At 68.6% G+C, this 20,346-nt stretch carries 27 protein-coding genes; 16 read left to right on the forward strand and 11 right to left on the reverse strand.

Going from position 1 to position 20,346, the window contains the following annotated elements; translation table 11 throughout:
• Window positions 1-297: 297 nt before the first annotated feature.
• Window positions 298-1,014, reverse strand: a complete 717-nt coding sequence (locus AB0I71_RS24665; protein WP_357588417.1) for a helix-turn-helix transcriptional regulator — start codon at window positions 1,012-1,014, stop codon at window positions 298-300.
• Window positions 1,015-1,701: 687 nt separating this feature from the next.
• Here AB0I71_RS24665 and AB0I71_RS24670 point away from each other — a divergent pair.
• Together AB0I71_RS24670 and AB0I71_RS24675 are read left to right on the forward strand one after the other, a co-directional pair.
• Window positions 1,702-2,553: a helix-turn-helix transcriptional regulator gene (locus tag AB0I71_RS24670; RefSeq protein WP_357588419.1), complete on the forward strand. Its 852-nt coding sequence runs from the start codon at window positions 1,702-1,704 to the stop codon at window positions 2,551-2,553.
• On the forward strand, window positions 2,550-2,753 hold the full coding sequence (locus AB0I71_RS24675; RefSeq protein WP_091330000.1) for a DUF397 domain-containing protein: 204 nt from the start codon (window positions 2,550-2,552) through the stop codon (window positions 2,751-2,753). The genes AB0I71_RS24670 and AB0I71_RS24675 overlap by 4 nt, the downstream gene beginning before the upstream one ends.
• A 134-nt stretch (window positions 2,754-2,887) precedes the next feature.
• On the opposite strand, the gene AB0I71_RS24680 is transcribed toward AB0I71_RS24675, so the two are convergent.
• On the reverse strand, window positions 2,888-3,088 hold the full coding sequence (locus AB0I71_RS24680; protein WP_357588421.1) for a DUF397 domain-containing protein: 201 nt from the start codon (window positions 3,086-3,088) through the stop codon (window positions 2,888-2,890).
• Between the two features lie 112 nt (window positions 3,089-3,200).
• On the opposite strand from AB0I71_RS24680, the gene AB0I71_RS24685 reads away from it, so the two are divergent.
• From AB0I71_RS24685 to AB0I71_RS24725, 9 genes are all read left to right on the forward strand, one after another.
• Complete coding sequence (locus AB0I71_RS24685) at window positions 3,201-3,737, forward strand: DUF6879 family protein (RefSeq protein WP_357588423.1); 537 nt, start codon at window positions 3,201-3,203, stop codon at window positions 3,735-3,737.
• Between the two features lie 8 nt (window positions 3,738-3,745).
• A complete protein-coding gene (locus AB0I71_RS24690; protein WP_357588425.1) occupies window positions 3,746-4,600 on the forward strand; it encodes a helix-turn-helix transcriptional regulator in 855 nt (284 codons plus the stop codon).
• Window positions 4,601-4,729: 129 nt separating this feature from the next.
• Window positions 4,730-4,879 carry a hypothetical protein gene (locus tag AB0I71_RS24695; protein ID WP_357588427.1) on the forward strand — a complete coding sequence of 50 codons (150 nt, stop codon included), beginning with the start codon at window positions 4,730-4,732 and terminating at the stop codon, window positions 4,877-4,879.
• A 42-nt stretch (window positions 4,880-4,921) separates the two neighbouring features.
• Complete coding sequence (locus tag AB0I71_RS24700; protein ID WP_043723897.1) at window positions 4,922-5,317, forward strand: DUF1232 domain-containing protein; 396 nt, start codon at window positions 4,922-4,924, stop codon at window positions 5,315-5,317.
• A gap of 559 nt (window positions 5,318-5,876) precedes the next feature.
• On the forward strand, window positions 5,877-6,860 hold the full coding sequence (locus tag AB0I71_RS24705; RefSeq protein ID WP_357588429.1) for a radical SAM protein: 984 nt from the start codon (window positions 5,877-5,879) through the stop codon (window positions 6,858-6,860).
• Complete coding sequence (locus AB0I71_RS24710) at window positions 6,853-7,596, forward strand: hypothetical protein (protein WP_357588431.1); 744 nt, start codon at window positions 6,853-6,855, stop codon at window positions 7,594-7,596. Before AB0I71_RS24705 ends, AB0I71_RS24710 begins: the two co-directional genes overlap by 8 nt.
• Window positions 7,597-7,694: 98 nt before the next feature.
• Window positions 7,695-8,483 carry a hypothetical protein gene (locus tag AB0I71_RS24715; RefSeq protein WP_357588433.1) on the forward strand — a complete coding sequence of 263 codons (789 nt, stop codon included), beginning with the start codon at window positions 7,695-7,697 and terminating at the stop codon, window positions 8,481-8,483.
• Complete coding sequence (locus AB0I71_RS24720) at window positions 8,480-9,061, forward strand: AAA family ATPase (protein WP_357588435.1); 582 nt, start codon at window positions 8,480-8,482, stop codon at window positions 9,059-9,061. The genes AB0I71_RS24715 and AB0I71_RS24720 overlap by 4 nt, the downstream gene beginning before the upstream one ends.
• A gap of 38 nt (window positions 9,062-9,099) precedes the next feature.
• Entirely contained in the window at window positions 9,100-9,549 is a 450-nt protein-coding gene (locus AB0I71_RS24725; protein WP_357588437.1) for an NUDIX domain-containing protein, read from the forward strand.
• Window positions 9,550-9,719: 170 nt separating this feature from the next.
• Here AB0I71_RS24725 and AB0I71_RS24730 read toward each other — a convergent pair whose 3' ends face one another.
• Entirely contained in the window at window positions 9,720-10,001 is a 282-nt protein-coding gene (locus AB0I71_RS24730; protein WP_357588439.1) for a hypothetical protein, read from the reverse strand.
• Window positions 10,002-10,351: 350 nt separating this feature from the next.
• On the opposite strand from AB0I71_RS24730, the gene AB0I71_RS24735 reads away from it, so the two are divergent.
• Together AB0I71_RS24735 and AB0I71_RS24740 are read left to right on the forward strand one after the other, a co-directional pair.
• Window positions 10,352-10,510, forward strand: coding sequence for a hypothetical protein (locus tag AB0I71_RS24735; protein WP_158573876.1), 159 nt, complete (start codon window positions 10,352-10,354; stop codon window positions 10,508-10,510).
• Window positions 10,511-10,652: 142 nt separating this feature from the next.
• Window positions 10,653-11,411, forward strand: a complete 759-nt coding sequence (locus AB0I71_RS24740; RefSeq protein ID WP_357588464.1) for an HAD family hydrolase — start codon at window positions 10,653-10,655, stop codon at window positions 11,409-11,411.
• A 119-nt stretch (window positions 11,412-11,530) separates the two neighbouring features.
• Here the strand turns inward: AB0I71_RS24740 and AB0I71_RS24745 are convergent, their stop codons facing one another.
• Window positions 11,531-11,947: a hypothetical protein gene (locus tag AB0I71_RS24745; protein ID WP_357588441.1), complete on the reverse strand. Its 417-nt coding sequence runs from the start codon at window positions 11,945-11,947 to the stop codon at window positions 11,531-11,533.
• 139 nt (window positions 11,948-12,086) lie between these two features.
• Here AB0I71_RS24745 and AB0I71_RS24750 point away from each other — a divergent pair, with 139 nt between their 5' ends.
• The gene (locus tag AB0I71_RS24750) at window positions 12,087-12,446 is read left to right on the forward strand and encodes a hypothetical protein (RefSeq protein ID WP_357588443.1); all 360 of its coding nucleotides are present in this window, start codon (window positions 12,087-12,089) and stop codon (window positions 12,444-12,446) included.
• Window positions 12,447-12,809: 363 nt separating this feature from the next.
• On the opposite strand, the gene AB0I71_RS24755 is transcribed toward AB0I71_RS24750, so the two are convergent.
• The 6 genes from AB0I71_RS24755 to AB0I71_RS24780 form a co-directional block, all read right to left on the reverse strand.
• Complete coding sequence (locus tag AB0I71_RS24755) at window positions 12,810-14,024, reverse strand: acyl-CoA dehydrogenase family protein (RefSeq protein ID WP_357588445.1); 1,215 nt, start codon at window positions 14,022-14,024, stop codon at window positions 12,810-12,812.
• Between the two features lie 187 nt (window positions 14,025-14,211).
• Window positions 14,212-14,766: a GAF domain-containing protein gene (locus AB0I71_RS24760; RefSeq protein WP_204013531.1), complete on the reverse strand. Its 555-nt coding sequence runs from the start codon at window positions 14,764-14,766 to the stop codon at window positions 14,212-14,214.
• The gene (locus tag AB0I71_RS24765) at window positions 14,763-15,368 is read right to left on the reverse strand and encodes an ATP/GTP-binding protein (RefSeq protein WP_357588448.1); all 606 of its coding nucleotides are present in this window, start codon (window positions 15,366-15,368) and stop codon (window positions 14,763-14,765) included. The genes AB0I71_RS24760 and AB0I71_RS24765 overlap by 4 nt, the downstream gene beginning before the upstream one ends.
• Window positions 15,343-15,720 carry a DUF742 domain-containing protein gene (locus AB0I71_RS24770; RefSeq protein ID WP_091330042.1) on the reverse strand — a complete coding sequence of 126 codons (378 nt, stop codon included), beginning with the start codon at window positions 15,718-15,720 and terminating at the stop codon, window positions 15,343-15,345. Before AB0I71_RS24770 ends, AB0I71_RS24765 begins: the two co-directional genes overlap by 26 nt.
• Window positions 15,717-16,139, reverse strand: a complete 423-nt coding sequence (locus AB0I71_RS24775; protein WP_204013538.1) for a roadblock/LC7 domain-containing protein — start codon at window positions 16,137-16,139, stop codon at window positions 15,717-15,719. The genes AB0I71_RS24770 and AB0I71_RS24775 overlap by 4 nt, the downstream gene beginning before the upstream one ends.
• 38 nt (window positions 16,140-16,177) lie before the next feature.
• Window positions 16,178-17,467 (reverse strand): ATP-binding protein, encoded by a 1,290-nt coding sequence (locus tag AB0I71_RS24780; RefSeq protein WP_357588451.1) that lies wholly within the window; start codon window positions 17,465-17,467, stop codon window positions 16,178-16,180.
• 278 nt (window positions 17,468-17,745) lie between these two features.
• On the opposite strand from AB0I71_RS24780, the gene AB0I71_RS24785 reads away from it, so the two are divergent.
• Entirely contained in the window at window positions 17,746-18,858 is a 1,113-nt protein-coding gene (locus AB0I71_RS24785) for an AAA family ATPase (RefSeq protein ID WP_357588453.1), read from the forward strand.
• Window positions 18,855-19,442, forward strand: a complete 588-nt coding sequence (locus AB0I71_RS24790; protein ID WP_357588455.1) for a kinase — start codon at window positions 18,855-18,857, stop codon at window positions 19,440-19,442. The genes AB0I71_RS24785 and AB0I71_RS24790 overlap by 4 nt, the downstream gene beginning before the upstream one ends.
• A 31-nt stretch (window positions 19,443-19,473) precedes the next feature.
• Here the strand turns inward: AB0I71_RS24790 and AB0I71_RS24795 are convergent.
• Window positions 19,474-20,346: hypothetical protein (locus AB0I71_RS24795; protein ID WP_357588457.1), on the reverse strand; the 873-nt coding region annotated here is incomplete at its 5' end.

Consider the following 20,346-nt stretch of genomic DNA (forward strand, 5'->3'; position numbering starts at 1 on the left):
CGTCATTCCGGGTGTGCTCTCGGGCTGTCGGGGTTCGGCGGGTGCCGTACCGGCGGGTGCGGGCGGTGTGGTCGGGGCGTCGTACCAGGAGGGGATTTCCCCGGCTGCCGCGATGACGGATGCGGAGAATGTTCGTACGGGGCATGGATTTCTGGCGCACCTTGCGCATGTCGTGGTCGCGGTCGGGTGGTGGCGCTGGTACAGCTCGACGGCGGTGGTGTGAGTCAGGGTGCCGCGCAGCGTGGGGATCGGGCGATGCATCGCGGCCCTCCCTGTTGGCTCGGCGGTTGGCGGCTGTCAGGACGCTGGGCGGATGCGGTTCGCGTGGTGGATCGGGGTGGCGGTGGGCCTGCGGGTGGCAGCCGGTTGGTCGTGTGCGCCGGGAATGGGGTCTTCGGGGTTGTCGAGAAGTAGCCAGAAGCGGGCTTTGGCGTGGCTGTCGGCGGCGGTGAGGGCTTGGTCCAGCATCGACTGCTCATCGAGCGCGGGGGTGCTCCGGTGCTCCCAGCTGGAAACGGCTGCGATGGTCGTGTCGAGGTGTTCGGAGAACGCGCGCAGGCTCATTCGTAGCGCTTCGCGTAACGCGCGGACCTCCCGTGTGGTCCACCGGCCGACGACGGCCGGCCCGCACCCGCACCCGGCCGGACAGGGCTCCACTGGAGAGATGGGCGGGGTTGATGGTGTCCCGGCCTGCTGGCGCCCCTGGTCGCGTGCGTGCTCTCGTTGTGCTTGGAAGGTTTGCACGAGCGCCTGGACCCGGTCCGACATGGCCAGCAGTGCTCCGCGTGCACCCAGGGCAGCGTCGGCGTTGCGCCAGAAGACGCGGGTGGTGTTGTCCCGGCCGACTTCGACGTTGGCGATCTGGCTTCGGGAGTAGCGAATGAGCTTGGCGAGATCGACCTGTCGCAGCCCGGCGACAGTACGCCACTGGGCCAGGTGGCGGCCAAGTTCTTTGCGCGCTTCGGCTATGTCGGTGGGGGTGATGTCGCCTGCGGTGTCGAAGCGGCGGGGCACCGGAGGCATGTGCCGGGCCAGGTGTGGTGGCCGTGGACTCGGGGCAGGGATCATGGCCGCTGCCGCTGGTGCCCGATCCGACGAACTGAGGCGTCGCCGACAGTCCTCGGCGGACTGGTCGGGGTCAGACCGCCTGGCTTGACGACGCCGGGGTCGATCGGCTTGCGGATCGGTCCGGTCACCACCGCGAGAAGACCGGGTGACCCGACATGTTCGCGCGCCCCGGTGACCACCTCGCTGGCGCCCGGCACCGTCCGTGTCAGGCCACACTGAGGGCGAGACATCGCGCAGACGCTTGTAGGTGCCGGCGCTGTCGTCATCGCGATCCGCCTCTGGTGGCCAGATCCGCCGCTTGCGCTTGGGATGCGTGGGCCTTTCCCGCCTCCCACGGCCTTGGGTCGAGCGGGCAGTGCGCCTGGCTGATCGGCATGCCGCATCCCGGACACCATCGCTGCGCACGCCTGAACAACGCGAACCCCGCCGCGAAGCCCACCAGCAGCGCCGCACACACCGCGATCCCCACTAGGAAGCCCACCGTGTACCTCCCCGACCTGATCGAGCGCTGATGGCAGACGTTCGCCGACCGACAGCAGACTAGTCTTAGGCATTCCTAGTCTTGCAGCCCGGACTAGATCCAGACAAGTTGCGTGGCCGAGGTTGTTCGTGGAGATGTGAGATGCTGTCCTGGTGCCAAACTGGCCTACTTTGAGACGCAGGCGACTCGCGCGGGAGCTGAGCAAATTGCGTGAGTCCATTGACATGACGATCGAGGAAGCTGCGGCGAGCGCGGGGATCTCCCCGTCACACCTCTCGCGGGTGGAGCGTGCGCTCGTGGGCGTTCGGGTGCCGGCGGTGCGGGCGTTGCTGCAGACCTACGGCGCGAACGCCTCGACCACGGCAGACCTACTCGACGCGGCTCAGGCGTCCACGCAGCGTGGATGGTGGCATCGGTACGCGGGAAGCATCCCCGACGAGTACGCGACCTACATCGGGTTCGAGTCCGATGCCACCAGGATCTGGAACTTCGAGCTGATCTCGATCCCGGGCCTGTTACAGACCGAGGGGTACACCCGATCGAGCCTGCACGGCGGCGTCGCTCGCCTCACCGAAGAGGAGATCGAGCGGCGAATCGAGATTCGCCTGCGTCGACAGGCGCTGCTGCACCGCGATCATCCACCGGCGCTGTGGGTCGTTCTCGACGAGGCCGCGATCCGTCGGCAGGTCGGCGGGGCGGCGACGATGGCCGAGCAGATGAAGCATCTCGCCACCATCGCGGCCCTGCCGCACGTGGACGTTCAGATCGTGCCGTTCGGAGCGGGCGCCCATCCCGGCGCTCCCGGAGGCTTCGTGATCCTCGGGTTCACCGACCCCGCCGACCGCGAGGTCGTTTACATCGAGACGATGGCCGGTGATCTCTACCCTGAAGGCGACGCCGAGGTGCGGAGCGTGACCCAGGCGTTCGACCGGCTGAGGGCGATGGCGCTCAGCCCGGATGACTCCGCATCGATAATCCGGGACGTGGCAAGGGAGCTTTCATGATCGACTTCAGCCGTGCCGTCTGGCGCAAGAGCACCAGAACCCAGCAGAGTGGCCAATGCGTCGAGGTGGCGAGGGTTGGTGAGGTGATCGGTGTGCGGGACTCCAAGGACCCGGACGGTCCCGTGCTGGCGTTCACGACCGGAGAGTTCGCCGCGTTTCTCGACGGGGCAGCCAAGGGAGAGTTCGACGACCTTGTCTAGAAGGACCAGCCGCGGCTGACCGAGGTCGCCCGCCGGCTGAGACGCCCGGCTCGGGCCTTCGGGCCGGGCGTTCTCACTCCCCACCACGACGCAGGCTGGGCGGGAAGGTCGCCGGCATGCGCCGGGTGAACCGGTCACAGGTTGCTGAACTCTCCGTGGTCGGCGCCCCGGAGGAAGGCTTGCCATCCGGAACGCGAGAAACGGAGCATTCCGCCCTCGGGGTTCTTCGAGTCTCGTACGGCAACCCCCTCACTCAGCGACGCGACCTCCACGCAGTCTCCGCTGAGGCTCGCCGAACTCTTACGCCATACCAGGCGCCCGGAAGCGTCGGACACGTTGACTCCCTTCGTTGTCTAGGGTCGAGACTGCCACAGAGCGCCCACCGCGACTAGTCTCAAGCCTCGACTAGACTTGATCGGGAAGGCAGCGGCAGAACGGGACAACCTGATGCAGATGGGCGAACTTCAACGCAGGCTGAGCACGGCCGCGCGGTCGGTGTTTCGGCTCGAAACGCTGCCCGCGTACAGCGCGGCGGGCGAGGTCGACCTGCTGCGCGACTTCCACGCGGGACGCCCGCTGCCACCCCGCACACCAGAAGCCGATCCCTGGCTACGGATGGTGGCCGACGGCGTGCAGGCCGGCACCCGTTGGAGCCGTGTCCACGTCCTACACCGTCCGCTATCGGACTACCTGCGCTTCGAGCTGCTGGGCTATCACGGCAACGTCTCTGCCGGCGAGGACGTTCGGATCGCGGACCGGGCGACGGCCCCTGAGGCACTGGGCGCGCTGAGGCAGGACTTCTGGCTCCTCGATGACGAGTTCGGCGTAATCATCGAGTACGACGGGGAGGGCCGGCGTCTCGCCATGGAGCCCACCAGCGATGTCGGGAGCCTCATCGCACAACGGGACCTCGCGATGACGCACTCGGTCCCACTTCGGGACTACCTGCCGACAGTTCAGGACGAGTTGCGTAGATCCTGGTGAATAGACCTGTGGACGATCAAACGGCGCTCGCGACCAGGCTGCGTGAACTCCGCGAGGACGCAGGTCTGTCGACCACGCGACTCGCCGCCGCCCTGGGCTGGTCGCAGTCAAAGGTCTCGAAGATCGAAAACCGTCGCACGAAACCGTCCGTCGACGACGTCCGGTCATGGTCCGCAGCGACGGGCGCCACCGCCGAGGTCACCGCCGAACTGACGAACGCCGCGGAGTCCATCCAGGTCGCATCGATCATCTGGGACCGGACGCTGACCGGCGGCCGGGCCGCGCACCAACGCCGGATCGGCCGGACCCTCGCCGAGGCATACCGGGTGCAGGTCTTCCAGCACGCCGCAGTACCCGGACTCCTTCAGACCGCGGAGTACGCCCGCAGCGTCCTCGCCCTCGCCGACGTGTTCGGCGTCAGCGACACCACGCGGGCAGCAGCCGCACGGGTCGAACGGCAGACAGCCCTGTACGAGAAGGGACGACGGTTCGACTTCCTCATCACCGAAGCCGCGCTGCGGTTCCGCCCCGTACCTCACGACGCGCTCGCCGCCCAATACGACAAGATCCTGTCAGTCGCCACGCTGCCGAGCGTGAGCCTGTCGATCCTGCCGACCGGCGTCCGCCCCTCAGCGGTACACGCCCATCCCTTCGTGATCTACACCCTGCCCGACGGCTCCCAACTCACCACGATCGAGACCTACACCCGCGAACTGACCCTCACCGACCCAGAAGAGATCCGCGTCTACTCACAGGTGTACGACTCGCTCCTCGCAGACGCCGCCATCGGCGAACAGGCCCGCCAACTGCTGGAAACGATGCGGGCCGAAGCCCTGAACTCAGCGGAGTCGCAGGCCCGGTAACCGCAAGCCGGGAGACCGACAGGCTCTCGTCTCGTACCGGTCGACGGCATCGGCCTGCTGGTCCGATACCGGACCCCCGTCGAACGGAGCCGCGCCACCATCGCTGCGGAGGTAGGGCACGTACACCGGATGCCTGTCCGGGTCGACCCGCCAGCCCGCTGGCCGGTCGTATGCGAACTCCGGGCCTGGCCGGTCGAGCACGTCGAAGCCGCCCGGATCCAACTCCTGCGCTGCAACGCTATGCAGTGGCACCTGGAGCCGCTGCCCCAGCACCACTGATCGCGCCGCCCCCGACAGCGATGACATGCTGAGCCCGTGATCATGCGTGACTGGCTCGTCGGCCTGGCCATCGCGGTCGTGCTGCTGCTTGCCTCCTGGGCGCTGCTGATCCTGCTCGCCCGGCGCCTGCCGCCCGGCATCATGCGCGACCTGGCCGCGTTCATCCCCGACTGCGTCACCACCGTCCGCCGACTGCGCACCGACCCCCGAGTGCCGCGCCGGGCGAAGATCGCCGTGCTGATCGCCGGGATCTGGGTAGCCAGCCCCATCGACCTGATCCCCGAGTTTCTGCCCGTCATCGGCCCCCTCGACGACATCGTCGTGGTTGCTCTCGCTCTGCGCTACGCCGCACGCCAAGTACCCCGAGACGTCATCCTCGCGGCCTGGCCCGGCGAGCCCCGGCTGATCGAACGGCTGCTCGGCACACCGCCGGCCTGACCACACCGGCGCGGCCCCGCCGGAGCCTGGGTCGGAAAAAAGATCGTCGGCCGCGTCAGCGACCGGACGTTCGTCCGCCTGGTGGATCGGACTGCTCGCCGCCAGAGCGCTGTTCCTCGCCAGCCTGTGAGCCAACCCGCCGCACTCCACCGAGCAACCTCACGATCGACCACTCGCCAAACTCGCCGTAGTGGAATACGCAGCCCTACCGGTCGGCCAACCCGCTCGTCGACCGGGGGCCACTCACGCCGGTGGTGTCGAGATCTCGTGTCGAAGGTGTTCGACATCGGCGCACGGTGGGTTCATTGGTCATGCCGCAGCGCCACCATCCACTTGGAGCAGTCGATGTGCGTCCCCCGTGACCAGGCTCCTCGCCTCGATTTCCCAGACGGCTGTCGGATGGCGGCGGGCGTCCGAAACTGGCATCGGTCGCCAGGTTCCGTGTCGAGGTGATGCTCGGGCTCCTCGGCAGCGGCTGGGCCGAAGCGCGCCTTTGTCTCGGTTGACGTCTCGACGCGATTGACCACTCATCAGGAGGCTCATGATGACCATGCTTGGCATGCCCGCTATGCCATCCGTCGCGCCTGAGCAGGCGGGTCCGGTCACCTTCACCGCCGGACATCACTTCACCGCGCGTGACGCGTCGATCGAGGAGTTGGTGACGGCGGCGAGGGCTCCTCTATCGGTGATCTTGCAGGTGACGAAACGGTGCAACTTCGACTGCTCGTTCTGCTCCGAGACGCTTCAGCTCCCGGATCCGACGCTGCCGCAGCTGGACACCATCCGCCGGAATCTGGCGGGCGTGTCGCGGGTGTTCCTGTCCGGTGGTGAACCGCTGCTTCGCCGGGATTTCGGGGAGATCGTGGACATGTACGCCGGGGATTTCATCGTCGGTGTGCCGACCAACGCCACCCGGGGGTTGCAGCACGCGAGGTCGATGGTGGGGAAGGTCGCGTTCGTCAACGTGGGCTTGGAGGGGCCGCGGTCGACCACCAATCGGGTTCGCGGCGACTACGACGAGGTGATGGCAGGCGTTCGGGGGTTCCTGGAGGTGGGCTTGCCGCTGTCGCTGTCGGCCGTGGTGTACCGGTCGACGCTGCACGCGTTGCCGTTTACCTATCAGATCGCGGACGTCATCGGCGCGGGCAAGCTGAAACTGATCCTGCCACTGCGCAAGGGCAACGCCCTCGATCTGGAGGAGAACGAGTTCATCAGCCTGGAGGAGGCTGGGCAGACCTTCGATCGGCTGACCGAGGCGCGGGCGGTGCACGACTGGCGGCCGGCGCTGCGGATGACGACGTGGACCCCGGACACCGAGGGGCACATGATCCTGGTGGAGGTGACCGGCAAGGCGAGCGCATGGCCGGTGTACGACGCCCCGGACCTGCTGGAGCCTCTCGGCAACCTCCTGGACGAGCCGGTGTCGGAGATCTGGGCGCGGTACCGGTTCAAGCGCAACCACTTCGCCAAGTATCTCGGTGCCAGCATCCGTACCGTGTCCAACGCCGGTCCGGCCGGGTCGGGTGGGCACGCCCGTGCGTGAGTACACGAACCTGCAGTGGCCGGAGGCGCCGTTCGGCGCCGACCAGCGTCCATTCGGCCGGCAGCGCGACATGCTGGCCGCGTTCGCTCTGGCCTGGGCGAACCTGCCCGGCGAGGGGCCGCTCCCGGTCGCGGCAGCGACCGTCTACCTCGGGGTCCGTCGGCACGGCAGCGCCTACGAGGTGGGTGAGGAGAGTCTGTCGATCGGGTTCCGGGCCGATGTCGTCGAGGACAGGACCGAGATACCCGAACTTCTCCGGTTGACCGATCGGGCGTTGACCCGGGCCCGCCGGCACGCGGCGGTCCTGGCCGGTCACCGTCTCGGCGACGATCTGTCCCGCATGGCCGCGCTGTCCGCGGTGCCGCTGCGCGGTGCGGCCGGGGTGCTGGCCTCGTGGGTGAACCGCGCCGCGAAGCAGCGGGGCATGGCGCTCATGGTGGACACCTCGGTCGAGGCCAGTGACGCCGGCGCCGTTCTGGACATGCCGCTTGAGCCACTGCCCTGCCCGCTGCCGCAATGCCCGGCGTGTGCCGCCGAGACGGGGCGGTATGTGCTGGGCCGGGGCCTGGCGATCGGGTTGACAGCGGCGGTGCACGCCGGCCGTTACCGCTGGGAGGGGACCTTTCGCGTCACCGATGCCGTCGACAGGGCGGCGTGGGACGTACTGGAGGTCGGTGGGTCCGAGGATCACCCGCATGACACGGCCCGTCCGCCGGTTGCCCACGCGGCGGGGTGACGACCGCTAGCCTCGATGGCCGTCGCCCGCGACGTACCGCAGACGGCGGTCAGCCCGGCCGTGACCGGGTACGTCTCAGATGAAAGGGATGCAGGCTGGTGCGAGTGATCAGCGACGTCGGCGGGCCGGGCAGGGTTCCCGACCGGCCGCCGGGCACGCGCCTGGTCGCCTCGATCGACGTCGAGTGGAGCAAGAACTACCGGATCAAAGACGGTAACCAGGCGTTCTGCTACTCGGTGGTCTGGCTCGCCGTACCGCTCGACGGGGAGCCGCTGGTGGTGACATCCGGGCTGCCGTTCTGGGCGACGAGCGTGTACCTCGACCGCGAGGACGAACGACCAGACCTGGTGGAGGCAGCGGCCAGTGACATCGGCGCAGCGGCCGACGCGGCGGATCTGGTCGTCGGTCACCAGCTGTGCAGCGACCTGGCGGTGCTGGCCGCGAACGCGGGCACGGCGGCGCCGGCTGCCCTGACCGCCGCCCGGCAGGCATGGCGCGACCGCCGACACGCGGCCGTACGCGACCAGCGGGTGCTCGACACCCGCTTCGACGCCGCAGGCGTCCTTTCCCACACCTCACGACGGCTGGTCGACGTGTGCGGCGAGTTGGGCCTCGACGTGACGCAACCCGAGCTGGCGCGCAAATCCATGACCGCGCTCAACCGCGACTGGCTCCACAACGCCGACACCGAAGCGCGAGAACGAATCACCGTGCTGAACCTGCGGCACAGCCTGTCCACCGCGTACGTCGCGCTCCGCGCGACCGGCACGCTGACCTGGCAAACTCCGTTGAACGTCAACACCATGCTGGCCGACGGGCTCGCTGGACGGGTCGGCTGGCTCGAACACCCCACCTTCCGAGCGCTCACCAACAGGGGACGCGAATGAGCGTGCGGGACTGCGTACTCATCGGTATCGAGGGCACTCACGCTGCGGGGAAGACCACCCTGGTACACGCCCTGACCGCCCACTACCGGCAACGCGGAGTACAGGTCGACTGCACCGGCGAGCCGGCCCGCACCAGTCCGTTCATCGAAGAGATCGTCATCCACGGCAAGGGCACCTTCGACCTGGCAACCGAGGTCGACCTGTTCGCGCAACAGCTCTCGATGACACTGCGCACCGCCCGCCACAACAAACTACTGATCTGCGACAAAACCGTTGTCAACGTGCTCGCCTACGCCTGCATCGTCCTACCCGCTGCCGAAGCCAGCCGCGACGCCGACGTACTCGACGCGATGGCTCACTTCTGCCGGGCCTGGGCCCCCACCTACGACGCCGTGTTCTACCTCCCGGACCGCTACCCCGACCCTGCCGACCCCTTCCGAGCCAAGGTCACCCACCTGCAAGACAAGACCGCCGAGGCGGTACGGCGAACCCACGCCGAGGTCGGGCTGCCACTGGTGGAGGTGCCGGGTGGTTTCGGCACCCCCGAACGCATCGACTGGATCGCCCGGCGGGGTTGACCCGCTTCTCGCTGGTCAGCCAGCTACGCTCCGCCAGCGTGACCGCACCATCGACCCACCCCGTTGACGTACTACTCCTGCTCACCCACGCCGACCACGTCCTCCTCGCGCTCCGCGACGGCACCGGCTACGCCGACGGACAATGGAACCTGCCCAGCGGCAAACTCGAACCCGACGAGGATGCAATCAGCGCCGTCATCCGCGAGGCCCGCGAAGAAGTCGACGTGCGGCTCTCCCCGGACGAACTACAGCTCGTCACCACGGTGCACCACCGCAACCCCTCCGGACACGCCCGCGTCGGCCTCGTCTTCACCGCCACCCACAACCCTCGCCAGCAGGGCGAACCAACCAATGCGGAACCGCACAAATGCGCCAAGATCGAATGGTTCCCGATATCGCTGCTGCCCATGAACACCTACCCGTACACCACAGCCTGTATTCAAGCTTTCAGCGACGGCCGACCCCTCGTTCTGGACGGCTGGCGGTAATCCGGACGTCGGAGGCACGACGACACGACAAGGAATTCCTGGCGACCCAGTCGCGGATGCGCCGAGGCGCTCGCCGGGCTGCAGCGTCCGCAGGCGCGGCCCGAGCGGGATCGCCTGATGCAGAAGGAGCTCCCGGCGGACGTCGCCAGCGTTGTCGATCAGACGGGTGTTCACATAGGCCACATTCGGCTGGCGGGCAGGCGTGGCTGAAAGTTCTCACCTTCGCCGCGCTGGCGATCATTTCCACCGTTGGGGGTGAGGTGGTCTTCGTCCGGCAGCAGCGCGGCCCGTACCCGGCATGGCTGCTGCTGGCCGGCAGCAAAATTCAGTTCGGAAAGTCCGCGCAGGACGCGGCCCGCCGGGCAACGGCCCAACCGGGTCGGTAGCCGAAGCGGACGACTCAGGAACTCGCAGGTCAGATCCTTGACGGCGGCCTGCGGCGGGGTGAGCATCAGGGGTGCGGTCCACGCATCGGGCCGTGTCGGGAGCCAGCGAGGTGATGGTCCACGCGCTGGCCGGCATTCCCCGGCGGCAAGGTGGAACGCCCGACAGCGGCCGGGCCCGCCTCGATCGCGGACCTATCAATGAGACGTGTCGTCCCGAACCCCGTGCTGGGGCGGGGCGCGGCCACTTCCCCGGACGGGAAGTTCGAGGGCCTGCGGTGTACCCCGCGTGCGACGTGGTCACCGCGCCGAGAAACGCCGCTCACTCGTGTCCCTGACGTGCGCGCACGCCCGTGAACCTCTGTCGGTAGCGACTGGCGTGCGCGCATGCCGGTGCTTCCCGGAGGGAGGTGCACACCATGCCGAAGGAGACCCCGATGACCCGCGAGGCGGCCGACCGGATCCGCGAGGCGGCCGAGCGAGACCCGCACTCGCCGACTGCGCAGGACGGATTCCCCGACCGCGCCGATCGGGCCGTCGACCGCAACGAGGACCAACAGGACCCAGAGGAGGAGTAACCCACGCGTGTGGGCCCGGCCACCAAGCCGGGCCCACACCCGATGGGCTCAGCGCTTACGTACGCCGGGGCACCGTGACCGTCCGTGAGCTACGCGTCTTCTGCCCGCGCACGGCGCCTGTTGCGGCGACGATGGACGCATGATGCTGTTTCCGCCTGCGGCGCTGCTGCTGGACTTCGGTGGCGTTCTCGTCGAGTCGCCCCGCCACCAGCGGCCCCTTCCACCTGACCTGGTTCAGCGGCTGCACACCCTCACGGGACACGCCGTCCCGGTCGACACGATTGTCCGGGACATCACCGACGGAGCCCGTCGGTATTCGCGCTGGCGCGATGACACCAGCCGCGAGCGGGGTCCTCGGGAGGCGAGCCACGACCAAGTCTGGGACGAGTTCATCACCGTGGGGTGGCCGGAGGCGGCGCGGGCTGCCGTGCGGGCGGAGGCGGTGTCGTTGAGCTACGCGTGGGCGTGGGGCGACAACTGGACCGTACGCGACGGCATCACCGAAGCACTACAGGCCGCGGCGGCGGGTGGGATGCCGATGGTGGTGGTAAGCAACGCGATCAGCGGGGCCGCGCACCGGGACTTCCTCGCCTCGGTAGGTCTCGGGGCGCTGTTCGACGCCGAGTTGTACAGCGACGAGATCGGGGTACGCAAGCCGAACCCCGAGCTGGCCTGGCGCGCGGCGGACACGATCGGCGTACCGATTGGGAAGTGTTGGTTCGTCGGCGACATGATCGACCGTGACATCGCCTGTGCCCGCCACGCCGGAGCCGGGGCGGCGATCCTGATGCGCTCGTCGCGCACCGCCCGGGCGGTGCCCACGTCGGGGTTCGAGCCGGATGTCGTCGTTGATGACGGGTACGGGCTGCGGGACCTGCTACGCCAAGCTGGGCTGCGCTGACTGCCGAAGCCGAGCGGAACTGCCGGGCCCATGAATTTGTCCGGCGGACACGCGGGCTACGGCGTGAGGCCGTGCGGCTCGCGGCCAGCCGGATCAAGTAAGCCCACGGATGCGCACCCTCACGTCGGCTGCCTCTTGGGGACAGGGTGTTGGCAGCCTGCCGGCGGGGTGCGGGTGTCCGGGGTGCGGCGGCTGTCGGTGTAAAGCCGGAAGCCGTCGGCCTCAGCGACGATCGCGTCTCGGGCGTGGGGCCCCATGCGCGGATCCGACGGTGGGACGGGACCGGTGATGGTGGTTAAGGCCGCGAGGAGCTGGCCGGTGTTCGGATCGATGGTGAGGACGTCGCGTCGTGCCACGCCGGAACGATCGGTGTACGGGAGGGCTAGATCAACGCCGGTCCGCCCGACGCGGTCGGTGACGCCGGTTTGAACGAGGAGGCCGGGTTGCTCGGCAAGGAGCCGGAGGAGCGCGGCACGGACCGGGCGGGTGAGTGCGTGACGTTCGTAGAGCATCGCGACGCCGCCGATGATGTGCACCGGGCGGTCCCGGTCGGGGCCGACGGTGAGGAGCAGGTGGGACCGCAGGTCAGCGGCTCTGGTCGGTGGTGGCTGGTCAAACCGGTCGCCCCCGCTCTGGCCTGTCCAGCTGTGGTCTGGACCGTCGGGGGTGCAGCCGGTGGTGCTGATCTGGGTGCTGACCTGCCGGCCGTTCGCGGCGTCGTCGGTGCGCCAGAGTTGGTCGACGCGGATGCGCTGGGGCCATCCGGCCGGTCCAGGTGGGCCGGTGATGTCGCGGTACCAGGTGCGGCGTTCGACGTACTGGTATCTGCCGCTGGTGGTGTCGGCGGGTGCGGTGCTAAGGCTGCTGGCCAGACGGGTCAGCACCGGGCCTGCCGAAACCCATGGCGTGCTGGTCGCGGCCGGGGGCATCTGCGACGGAGCGGCAATGTCCCCACCGTCGGAGGCCGCGTCCCTGCCTGCGGGGATCTGCGTCGCGTCAGCGGTGCGATGGTGCGGGCCGGTGTGGATCGGGTAGGTAAGGACTGGTGTCATGGCGATGGTGAGGGAGACCAACGCCGCCGTCAGTCGTACCGTTCGGGAGGTCCGCGGTCGTCCTGGGGAGGCTGGCGTACGGAGCGGAGTCACGGGTGTTCCTCATCGTTGTTCTCGGTCGTGGATATGAGAGTGGTGACTCGCTGCTGCCTGCTCTGACGCCATGGGCGAGGCTCGTGCTGGTGTCGTCGACGTCGAAGCTGACGGCCACGGGCGGGCGCAGCGGCGGCGAACCGAGTCGCGTGCGGAGGTAGTCGGCCAGCACCGGCAGCGTGTCGGTGCTGGTGCTGGCCGAGGTCGTAGGTGGATGTAAAGAGGCGACACGCTGTCGTAGCCAGCGCGGGTGTCACCGCGTCACGCTCATTGCGGCTCGGCGGAGTGCGGGGGTTTTGAAGCGGGCGGACCAGGGTGGGGTGGTCGTGCCGAGGGCGTGTTCGGCGAGCCGGAGGAGTTGGATGTCGGAGGTTCCGGCCGGGGCAAAGATGTGCAGGGCGTCTCGGAGGTAGCGCTCCAAGGGTGATCGCTGGGGGTGTAGGCCGTGCGCGGCGTGGATCTCCATGGCGGTGCGGGCGGAGTCGATGGCGTACTCGGCGTTAATCAGTTTGGCGTTGATGAGTTCGGCGTCGCAGGGTTGTCCGGTGTCGAGCAGGTGGGCGGCGTGGTAGACGGCCAGTCGGGCGGTCATCAGCCGGGATTGGATGGTGCCGAGGCGCTGTGTGACGACTGGTAGGTGGGCTAGCGAATCGCCGTATCGGTGCTGGCTGGTGGTGTAGGCGACGGTCGTGTCGAGGATCGCCTGGTGCAGGCCGAGGGCGACGGCGGCGAGGTTGGGTCTGCCGTACAGGATGCTGGACGAGTAAGCGACGTCGAGACCGTCGCCGTCGGCGCCGAGCCGGTTGGCCGCGGGGACGCGGCAGTTGTCGAAGACGATCTCGCCGAAGCTGAAGCCGTGTAGTCCCATCGCGGGTTGATGTGGGGTGAGGTGTACGCCGGTGCGGTCGGCTTCGATCAGGAACGCGGACAGGCCACGGGAGCCGGGTCCGGTGCGGGCCACGACGCCGTGCAGGTCGCCGATGTGGCTGTTGCCGACGAAGGTTTTGGTGCCGGTGATGAGGTAGTCGTCGCCGTCGCGGACGGCGGTGGTGGTCATGCCGAGCACGTGGCTGCCGGATCCGGGTTCGGTGACGGCGATGGTGGGCAGGCAGGTGCCGGCGGCGATAGCGGGTAGCCAGGTCTGTTTCTGGTGGTCGCTGCCGAAGTGGATGATCTTCGCGGTGCCGAGGTGGGATGCCTGGATCATGGCGCCCATGGCGGCCGAGACGCGGGACAGTTCCTCAATGATGATCGTTTTGGCGAGGTGGCCGAGTCCGAGTCCGCCGTAGGTGGGGTCAATCGTGACGCCGAGCCAGCCCTGGCGGGCGATGTGTCGGGACAGGTCGTGTGCCACAGCCCGGGACGCCTCCAGTTGCGGGACGTGGGGTGCGATCTCGGTCTCGGCGAACGCGCGGACGGTGTCGCGCAGGTGGGTGTGACGGGGGGTAAGGCGGTAGCCGTTGACCATCTGCCGATCTCCTCGTGAGTCGCCCACGGCGTCCGCCAGTGGTGGCGGCGGGGTACGCCGCAGGCAGAAGGCCCGTGGTGGGGGTGCTGTCACAAGCAGTTCCGAACGGGTGTGCCGCCGGTCGGGGCGGCACGACGAGGTGGGGATGTCCCGTGGGGTCGGTGGCGTGTTCGGGCTGGTGTCCCGGCTATCGGGGGTGGTGGTCGCGCTGGTTGATGCGGGTGGACAGGTCAGCGGCCCAGGCTTTGATGGTGGTGAGCCCTTCTTGGCCCCAGGTGCGGGGTTCGGTGCCGACGACGCAAATCGTGCCGAGGGTGGTGCCGGTGTGGTCGATCAGTGGAGCGCCCATGTAGGTGCGGATGCCGAGCTGGTCGACGACCGGGTTGCCGGCGAATCGGGGGTAAGCGCAGACGTCGTCGAGGACCAGGGCGCGGCGGCGGTGCACCACGTGGGGGCAGAAGCCCTGCTCTCGTGACATGCGGCGGCCCGGTTCGACTGGGGTGGGCGCCGACAGTCCCGGCGGGGTGCTACGGCCGGTGTAGAGGCCAGCGAAGAACTGGCCGTGCTCGTCGAGGAAGTTCACCATCGCCCAGGGCATGTCGGTGATGTCGGCGAGGTTGCGGGCAAAGTCGTCGAAGTCGCGTTCCGGTCGGCCGAGGCCGAGCGCGCGAAGGCGCTGGAGTCGTTGTGGGGCCTGCGAGTCGGGCGGGGTAAGGGGTGGAGGTTCGAAGCTGTCGGTCATGTCGGGTTGCCTGCCTGTATCGGGTGGGTCCGGGCGGGGTGGGTGAGCAGGGTCTGCACGAGCGTCAACAGCACGACGGTCGCGGACCGTTGGTGGCGGGCGTCGCAGGTCACGATTGGCACCTCGGGGCGCAGCCCTAGGGCCTGGCGTACCTCGTGCGGTTCATAGCGGTGGGCGCCGTCGAACTCGTTCACAGCGACCAGAAATCGCATCCGGCGGGACTCGAAGAAGTCCACGGCGGCGAAGCAGTCCGGCAGGCGGCGGGTGTCGACCAGGACCACCGCGCCGAGCGCGCCGTGGCACAGTTCGTCCCACAGAAACCAGAACCGGTCCTGCCCGGGTGTGCCGAACAGGTACAGCATGGTGGCGGGGTCGATGGTGATGCGACCGAAGTCCAACGCCACCGTGGTGGTCGTCTTCGCCTCCACCCCGGCGAGGTCATCGACGCCGGTGCCGGCGGCGGTGAGCAGTTCCTCGGTACGCAGCGGCGTGATCTCGCTCGTGGCGGTGATGAAGGTGGTCTTGCCGACCCCGAACCCGCCCGCGATGAGGATCTTGAGGGCGTGCGGGAGGTGGTCAGAGTCGCTGTTGTAGGCCGGCAAGGAGTCTCTCCAGGATCGTTCGGTCGGTGGGGTCGGCGGCGGGGCTGGGTGGGCGGGTGCGGACCGCGCCGACCGCCACCAGGTCCGACAACACCACCTTCGTGACCGCCGCCGGCAGCCTCATCCGGGCTGCGACCTCGGCGACTGTGGTCGCCGCGCCGCACAGCCTCAGCGCCACGTCGTGGTCTGGCTCCAACCGGCCCCTGGGCCGTACGCCGGTGGCCACCACCCACGACAGCAACTCCATCGCCGTGGTGGGTCGGGTCCGCCCCGCGCTGACCGTGTACGGGCGCACCAGACGTCCAGCCGCCTCGTCGAGCCACGCCTCCTGATGCGCGCCGCCGGCCGTCATCGCAGGGCGGGGGACGGCAGTACGGTGCCCCGGGCGGGTGTCGCCAGGTACGGCCGCACGCTCTTGACCATCTGGGACATCTCGTAGCCGAGTACGCTGACATCGGCCTGTCTGCCTGCCAGCACCGCCAGGACCGCGCCATCGCCCGCGGCGGTAACGAACAGCAGCGTCTCGTCGAGTTCGGCCACCACCTGCCGTACGCCGGAGCCCGCGTCGAACCGGTCCGCGGCGCTGCGGGTCAGCGAGAACAGGCCGGAGGCGATCGCCGCCAGATGGTCCGCGCTGTCGTCGGCCATCCCGTGGGCCGCGCGAGGCAGCCCGTCGGAGGACAGCAGCAACGCGCTGCGGGTATGCGGCACCCGTTCCACCAGGCCGGACAGCAGCCAGGCCAGTTCCGATCCGGACGCACTACCAGTCATCGCACACACTCCTCTTCTCGACATCACACGGTCAGTGGTCATGAACCCGGCCGCCCGCTGTGCTGCTCGGCGTCGGCGGAAGCGGCGCCGCGCAGGAAGTCCGCCATCAGCGTCGGGCTGTGCTCACCGGACGGCTGGTTCACCGCTGCCGAACGGTGCTCCCGCAGCGGTGCCGCCAGATGCGCCTGCCGCTCGCGGCGAGGCAGCGCCGGGCGTGTCCCGCTCGCCTCCTGCATGTGCCCGGCAGTCGTGGCGTCGTGTCTCGCCGGCAAGCCGCCTCGGGGCGCCCCCTGCGCCTGCCCCGCACTCGGCGGCGAAGGGTGCAGTGCGCTGGCCGGGATAACCGCGACACCGACCGTGGGTGATGAGATACCTGCCGGTCCCCCGCGCGACGAGGAGCGACCTGCGTCCGCGGCGGCCGGCTGGTCGGCCGTCCGATCCCCGAGCAGGTCCACCGGCAGGATGACCACCGCCTGCACCCCGCCGTAGACGTTGTTCTGCACCCTGACGGCGATGCCATGCCGGCGGGCCAGCGCCGAGACCACCCAGATCCCGATACGGCCGTCACGCAGCAGATCCGCGACCTCCACCCGGCCCGGGTCCGCCAGCAACGCGTTCACCCGATCCTGCTCCGCATGAGCCATCCCCAGGCCCCGGTCGTCGACCTCGACGGCCACCCCGGCCGCCACACGTCGTGCGCGCACCGTCACCTCCGTTTGCGGAGGCGCGAACGCGGTCGCGTTCTCGATCAACTCGGCCAGCAGATGCACCACGTCAGCGCCGGCGTGCCCGCGTACGGTGCCCTCCACCGGAGGCACCACCCGCACTCGCGCGTAGTGCTCCACCTCGGCGATCGCCGAACGCAGTACCTCCATCAGCGGCAGCGGCCTGCTCCACTGCCGCCGTGGTACGGCCCCGCCCACCACCGCGAGGTTCTCGGCATAGCGGCGGATACGGGTCGCCAGATGGTCCACCTGAAACAGGCCCTTGAGCAGATCAGGATCCTCGACCTGCCCTTCCAGCACGTCCAGCAGCTGGATCTCCCGATGCACCAGACCCTGCAACCGGCGCGCAAGGCCGACATACACCTCCTGCTGCGCCACCACCACCGGCAGACCCGCAGCAGGCGCGACGGCCACCACGTTGGGGGCAAAGGACCGGGCCATCCCACGAGCGCGCACCGCAGCGCCCGCGACGATCACGACGCAGGCACCGGCCGCGACCATCAGCACCAGCCAAGCCATGACCGGAACGGGCCCTGCCGGCAGCGTCACCGCCCAGAACGCGACGCCCAGACCGATAACCGCCACCACCACGGCTGGTGCCACGAATGACCACAGCAACCCACCCTGCGGGCCTGTATCGGACTGCCCGTTGGTACTGCCGAGCCAGACTCGCAACCCTGCCTCCCCTGGTAGGTGGTGAAAGCAGCTGCTCGCACCACCGGCTGCGACCGAGATCCTCCGGAGTAGCGGGCCGTCCGCCGTACCGGTGGGTTCTGCCGTCGCAGCGATCGATGTCGGGTTTCAGTTATCGTCGGATCGCGTTGTGTCGAACACTGCCGACGCGAAGATTCGACACAGGACCGTCCACGCGAAGGTGGATCATGAGCGACGCGCAGCGAATGCGGGATGCGAAGAAGACCCTGGGTCGCCAGCTGGCCACGTGGCGCACCCTGCGAGGGCTTCGACAGCACGACCTCGCCGACGCGATTCCGATGTCCCGCAGCACCATCGCCGGTGTCGAAGCCGGCGCCCAGGTGGTGGACGAGACGTTCTGGAGCCGCTGCGACTCCCTCTTGCACGCGGACGGGGAGTTGCTCGCCACCTACCGGCAGTACCGCGAGCTGGAGCGGCGGTATCAGCAGGAAAGAGCGGAGGCGGCCCGCCGGAAACGGTGGGGCGCGGTAACGGCTGTCGCTCGCACCGGCGACATACGGCACCACGAGACCGCCGTGGCCGCGCCGCGCATAGAAGCCGACGAGCAGGCGGCCGGTCCGCCGCCGGTCAGCATCATGCAGGAGGTACTGGAGAGCGCCGTCACCGGCGCCTGCGGCAGCGATCCAGCAGGTGTAGACCTCAGCCTGCTGGAACAACGGGTGTTCGACGCCCACGACGCCCGGTGGCGGCGAGGACCTCGGGAGGCTCCGCTGCTGGTCGTCGTCGGCGGCTACGCGGGCAGCGGGAAGACGCAGCTGGGCGAGTTGCTCGCGGCCCTGACCGGGTGGCCATTGCTCGACAAGGACACGCTGACCCGGCCGATGACGGAAGAACTACTGCGTGCACTCGGCGGGGATCCGAACGACCGACACAGCGACACCTATCTGGCGGCTGTCCGGCCGATCGAGTACCGATGCCTCCTCAACGCCGCTTTCGACCAGCTGAGGCACGGCACCTCCACGATCGTCACCGCCCCGTTGCTGCGGGAGGCACCGGACCCGCGATGGCTCGACAGGATGAGAAGCCGGTTCACCGCATCGCAGATCAGGGTCGCCACCATCTGGGTCGACGCGGACATCGAGTCGATGTACCGGCGTCTGGCCAGCCGCGACGCGGCGCGCGACAGCTGGAAGCTGAACCACTGGAACGCCTACAGCGGCGCGATCGACCTGGCCCTGCGGCCGGCGTGGAACCACCTCGTCATTGACAATGGGACAGGTGCCGTGCGGCCGATCGAGGAACAGGCGGCACTGGTCGGCCGGATAATCTCACCGGCGTGAACCCTCCAGCGATAGTCCTCTACGGTCCGCCCGCCGCCGGTAAGGACACCATCAGCGAGGCCCTGACCGGCCTCGATCACCGGTACGTGCTGTTCGAAAAGCTCAAGATCGCCACTGAGTACGGCGATCGTCCTGGGTACCGGCTCGCGACCGAGAAGGAGCTGGCCGAGATGCGAGCCCGCGACCTGGTCGTCTACGAGAATGCCCGGTACAACAACCGGTACGTCGTTGACCGGCCCGGCCTCGCCGCCGCCTTCGCCACCGGCGACGTTCCCGTCGTGCACATGGGTCAGGTCGCCGGGGTACGCGCGCTGCGGGCGTACCCCGCGACCTGGCTGCGGGTGCTGCTGTGGTGCCCGCGGGACGTCACCGCGCGACGCGCCCGCCACCGCGGTAGCCCCGACGTCGACGCCCGGCTGACCGCCTGGGACGAAACCCTCACCGACCTACAGGCCAGCGATCCCGACGACTTCGATCTGCGTATTCAGACCGACCAGCACGAGCCGGCGGAGTCCGCCAGCCTCATCGACGCGGCCCTGACCGCCGCCCTCGCCCGAACCAGCGCGCCGGGCGCCGATCGCTGACCACCCCCAGTTATCGGTCATCAACGAGATGCTATGCCTTGTTGATGCGCAGCACCTGCGGCTTCCCGTCATCGACGGACAAGATGGCGTCGTACCTTCCGCTGGCTGGTTGGGATGTTGCTCCGAAAAACAGTTGGCTGTACGACGCCGTCACCGAGTAATTGCCGTCGACGTGGATAAGCCCCGTTGACGACTCGAAGCGTGGCTTGGCGTTGATGGAGGGGTCGCCATTGAGCTTCCAACTGATCTTGCCTGACCCGGCGCCAGAATTGATGTCAGGACATTCTGGAGGCAGCTTAGACTTCTTTGTCTTTACACATCTCTCAAAGGCGGTCTTCACTAGAGACAGAGCGAGCTCATCAGGGACTTGCGGATTGCGCTTCTCGATAGCCGGCCTGGGCGTATCGTCGTAGTTTCTCAGTTCTGCTAGCTTTGCTTTCCCTGCGGTCCACTCGACTCGGGCCCAGAACTCGATGACCCTCAACTTGAGGTCAGGGCCGGATGCAGTCTCGTAGGACGCCGTCAGGACAGCAGTGCCGAGAACGTGGAAGCGGCCTTCCTCGCCGTTGTAGTGGATGACGGCACCGTCGCCGGGCACCCCGTGGATCCGCCATGTCACGTTGGTAGCCTCGCCGGTCCACCAGTCCCCGACCCGCTGGGGGCAATTCTGGGGTTGCAACACCGGGGCCTTCGCGCAGTTTTGCAGTCCACCAAGTGCCGCCGCGAGGACAGCGGCGTCATTCGATCCTACCGGTCGCGTGCCATTCTCGACGGGGAACGATGACTTGGGTTCGGGCGGGTCGGGAATAATGTTGCAGAGGACGATCAGGACAACGACGGCTGCGCCGGCGATCCACATCCAGAAAGAGGGGTGAGACACTGAGGACGACCCCTCCCCCGCGAC

The sequence above is a fragment of the Micromonospora sp. NPDC049891 genome (assembly GCF_040660295.1).
Classification (GTDB): domain Bacteria; phylum Actinomycetota; class Actinomycetes; order Mycobacteriales; family Micromonosporaceae; genus Micromonospora.

Bases quoted from the DNA above. Each gene is read 5' to 3' on its own strand.
- AB0I71_RS24720 (WP_357588435.1), top strand. From the start codon at position 8,480: ATGAGCGTGCGGGACTGCGTACTCATCGGTATCGAGGGCACTCACGCT.
- AB0I71_RS24785 (WP_357588453.1), top strand. From the start codon at position 17,746: ATGAGCGACGCGCAGCGAATGCGGGATGCGAAGAAGACCCTGGGTCGC.
- AB0I71_RS24695 (WP_357588427.1), top strand. From the start codon at position 4,730: ATGCCTGTCCGGGTCGACCCGCCAGCCCGCTGGCCGGTCGTATGCGAA.
- AB0I71_RS24685 (WP_357588423.1), top strand. From the start codon at position 3,201: ATGCAGATGGGCGAACTTCAACGCAGGCTGAGCACGGCCGCGCGGTCG.
- AB0I71_RS24760 (WP_204013531.1), bottom strand. From the start codon at position 14,766: ATGACCGACAGCTTCGAACCTCCACCCCTTACCCCGCCCGACTCGCAG.
- AB0I71_RS24775 (WP_204013538.1), bottom strand. From the start codon at position 16,139: ATGACTGGTAGTGCGTCCGGATCGGAACTGGCCTGGCTGCTGTCCGGC.
- AB0I71_RS24755 (WP_357588445.1), bottom strand. From the start codon at position 14,024: ATGGTCAACGGCTACCGCCTTACCCCCCGTCACACCCACCTGCGCGAC.
- AB0I71_RS24735 (WP_158573876.1), top strand. From the start codon at position 10,352: ATGCCGAAGGAGACCCCGATGACCCGCGAGGCGGCCGACCGGATCCGC.
- AB0I71_RS24705 (WP_357588429.1), top strand. From the start codon at position 5,877: ATGCCCGCTATGCCATCCGTCGCGCCTGAGCAGGCGGGTCCGGTCACC.
- AB0I71_RS24675 (WP_091330000.1), top strand. From the start codon at position 2,550: ATGATCGACTTCAGCCGTGCCGTCTGGCGCAAGAGCACCAGAACCCAG.
- AB0I71_RS24770 (WP_091330042.1), bottom strand. From the start codon at position 15,720: ATGACGGCCGGCGGCGCGCATCAGGAGGCGTGGCTCGACGAGGCGGCT.
- AB0I71_RS24740 (WP_357588464.1), top strand. From the start codon at position 10,653: ATGCTGTTTCCGCCTGCGGCGCTGCTGCTGGACTTCGGTGGCGTTCTC.
- AB0I71_RS24700 (WP_043723897.1), top strand. From the start codon at position 4,922: ATGCGTGACTGGCTCGTCGGCCTGGCCATCGCGGTCGTGCTGCTGCTT.
- AB0I71_RS24730 (WP_357588439.1), bottom strand. From the start codon at position 10,001: ATGCTCACCCCGCCGCAGGCCGCCGTCAAGGATCTGACCTGCGAGTTC.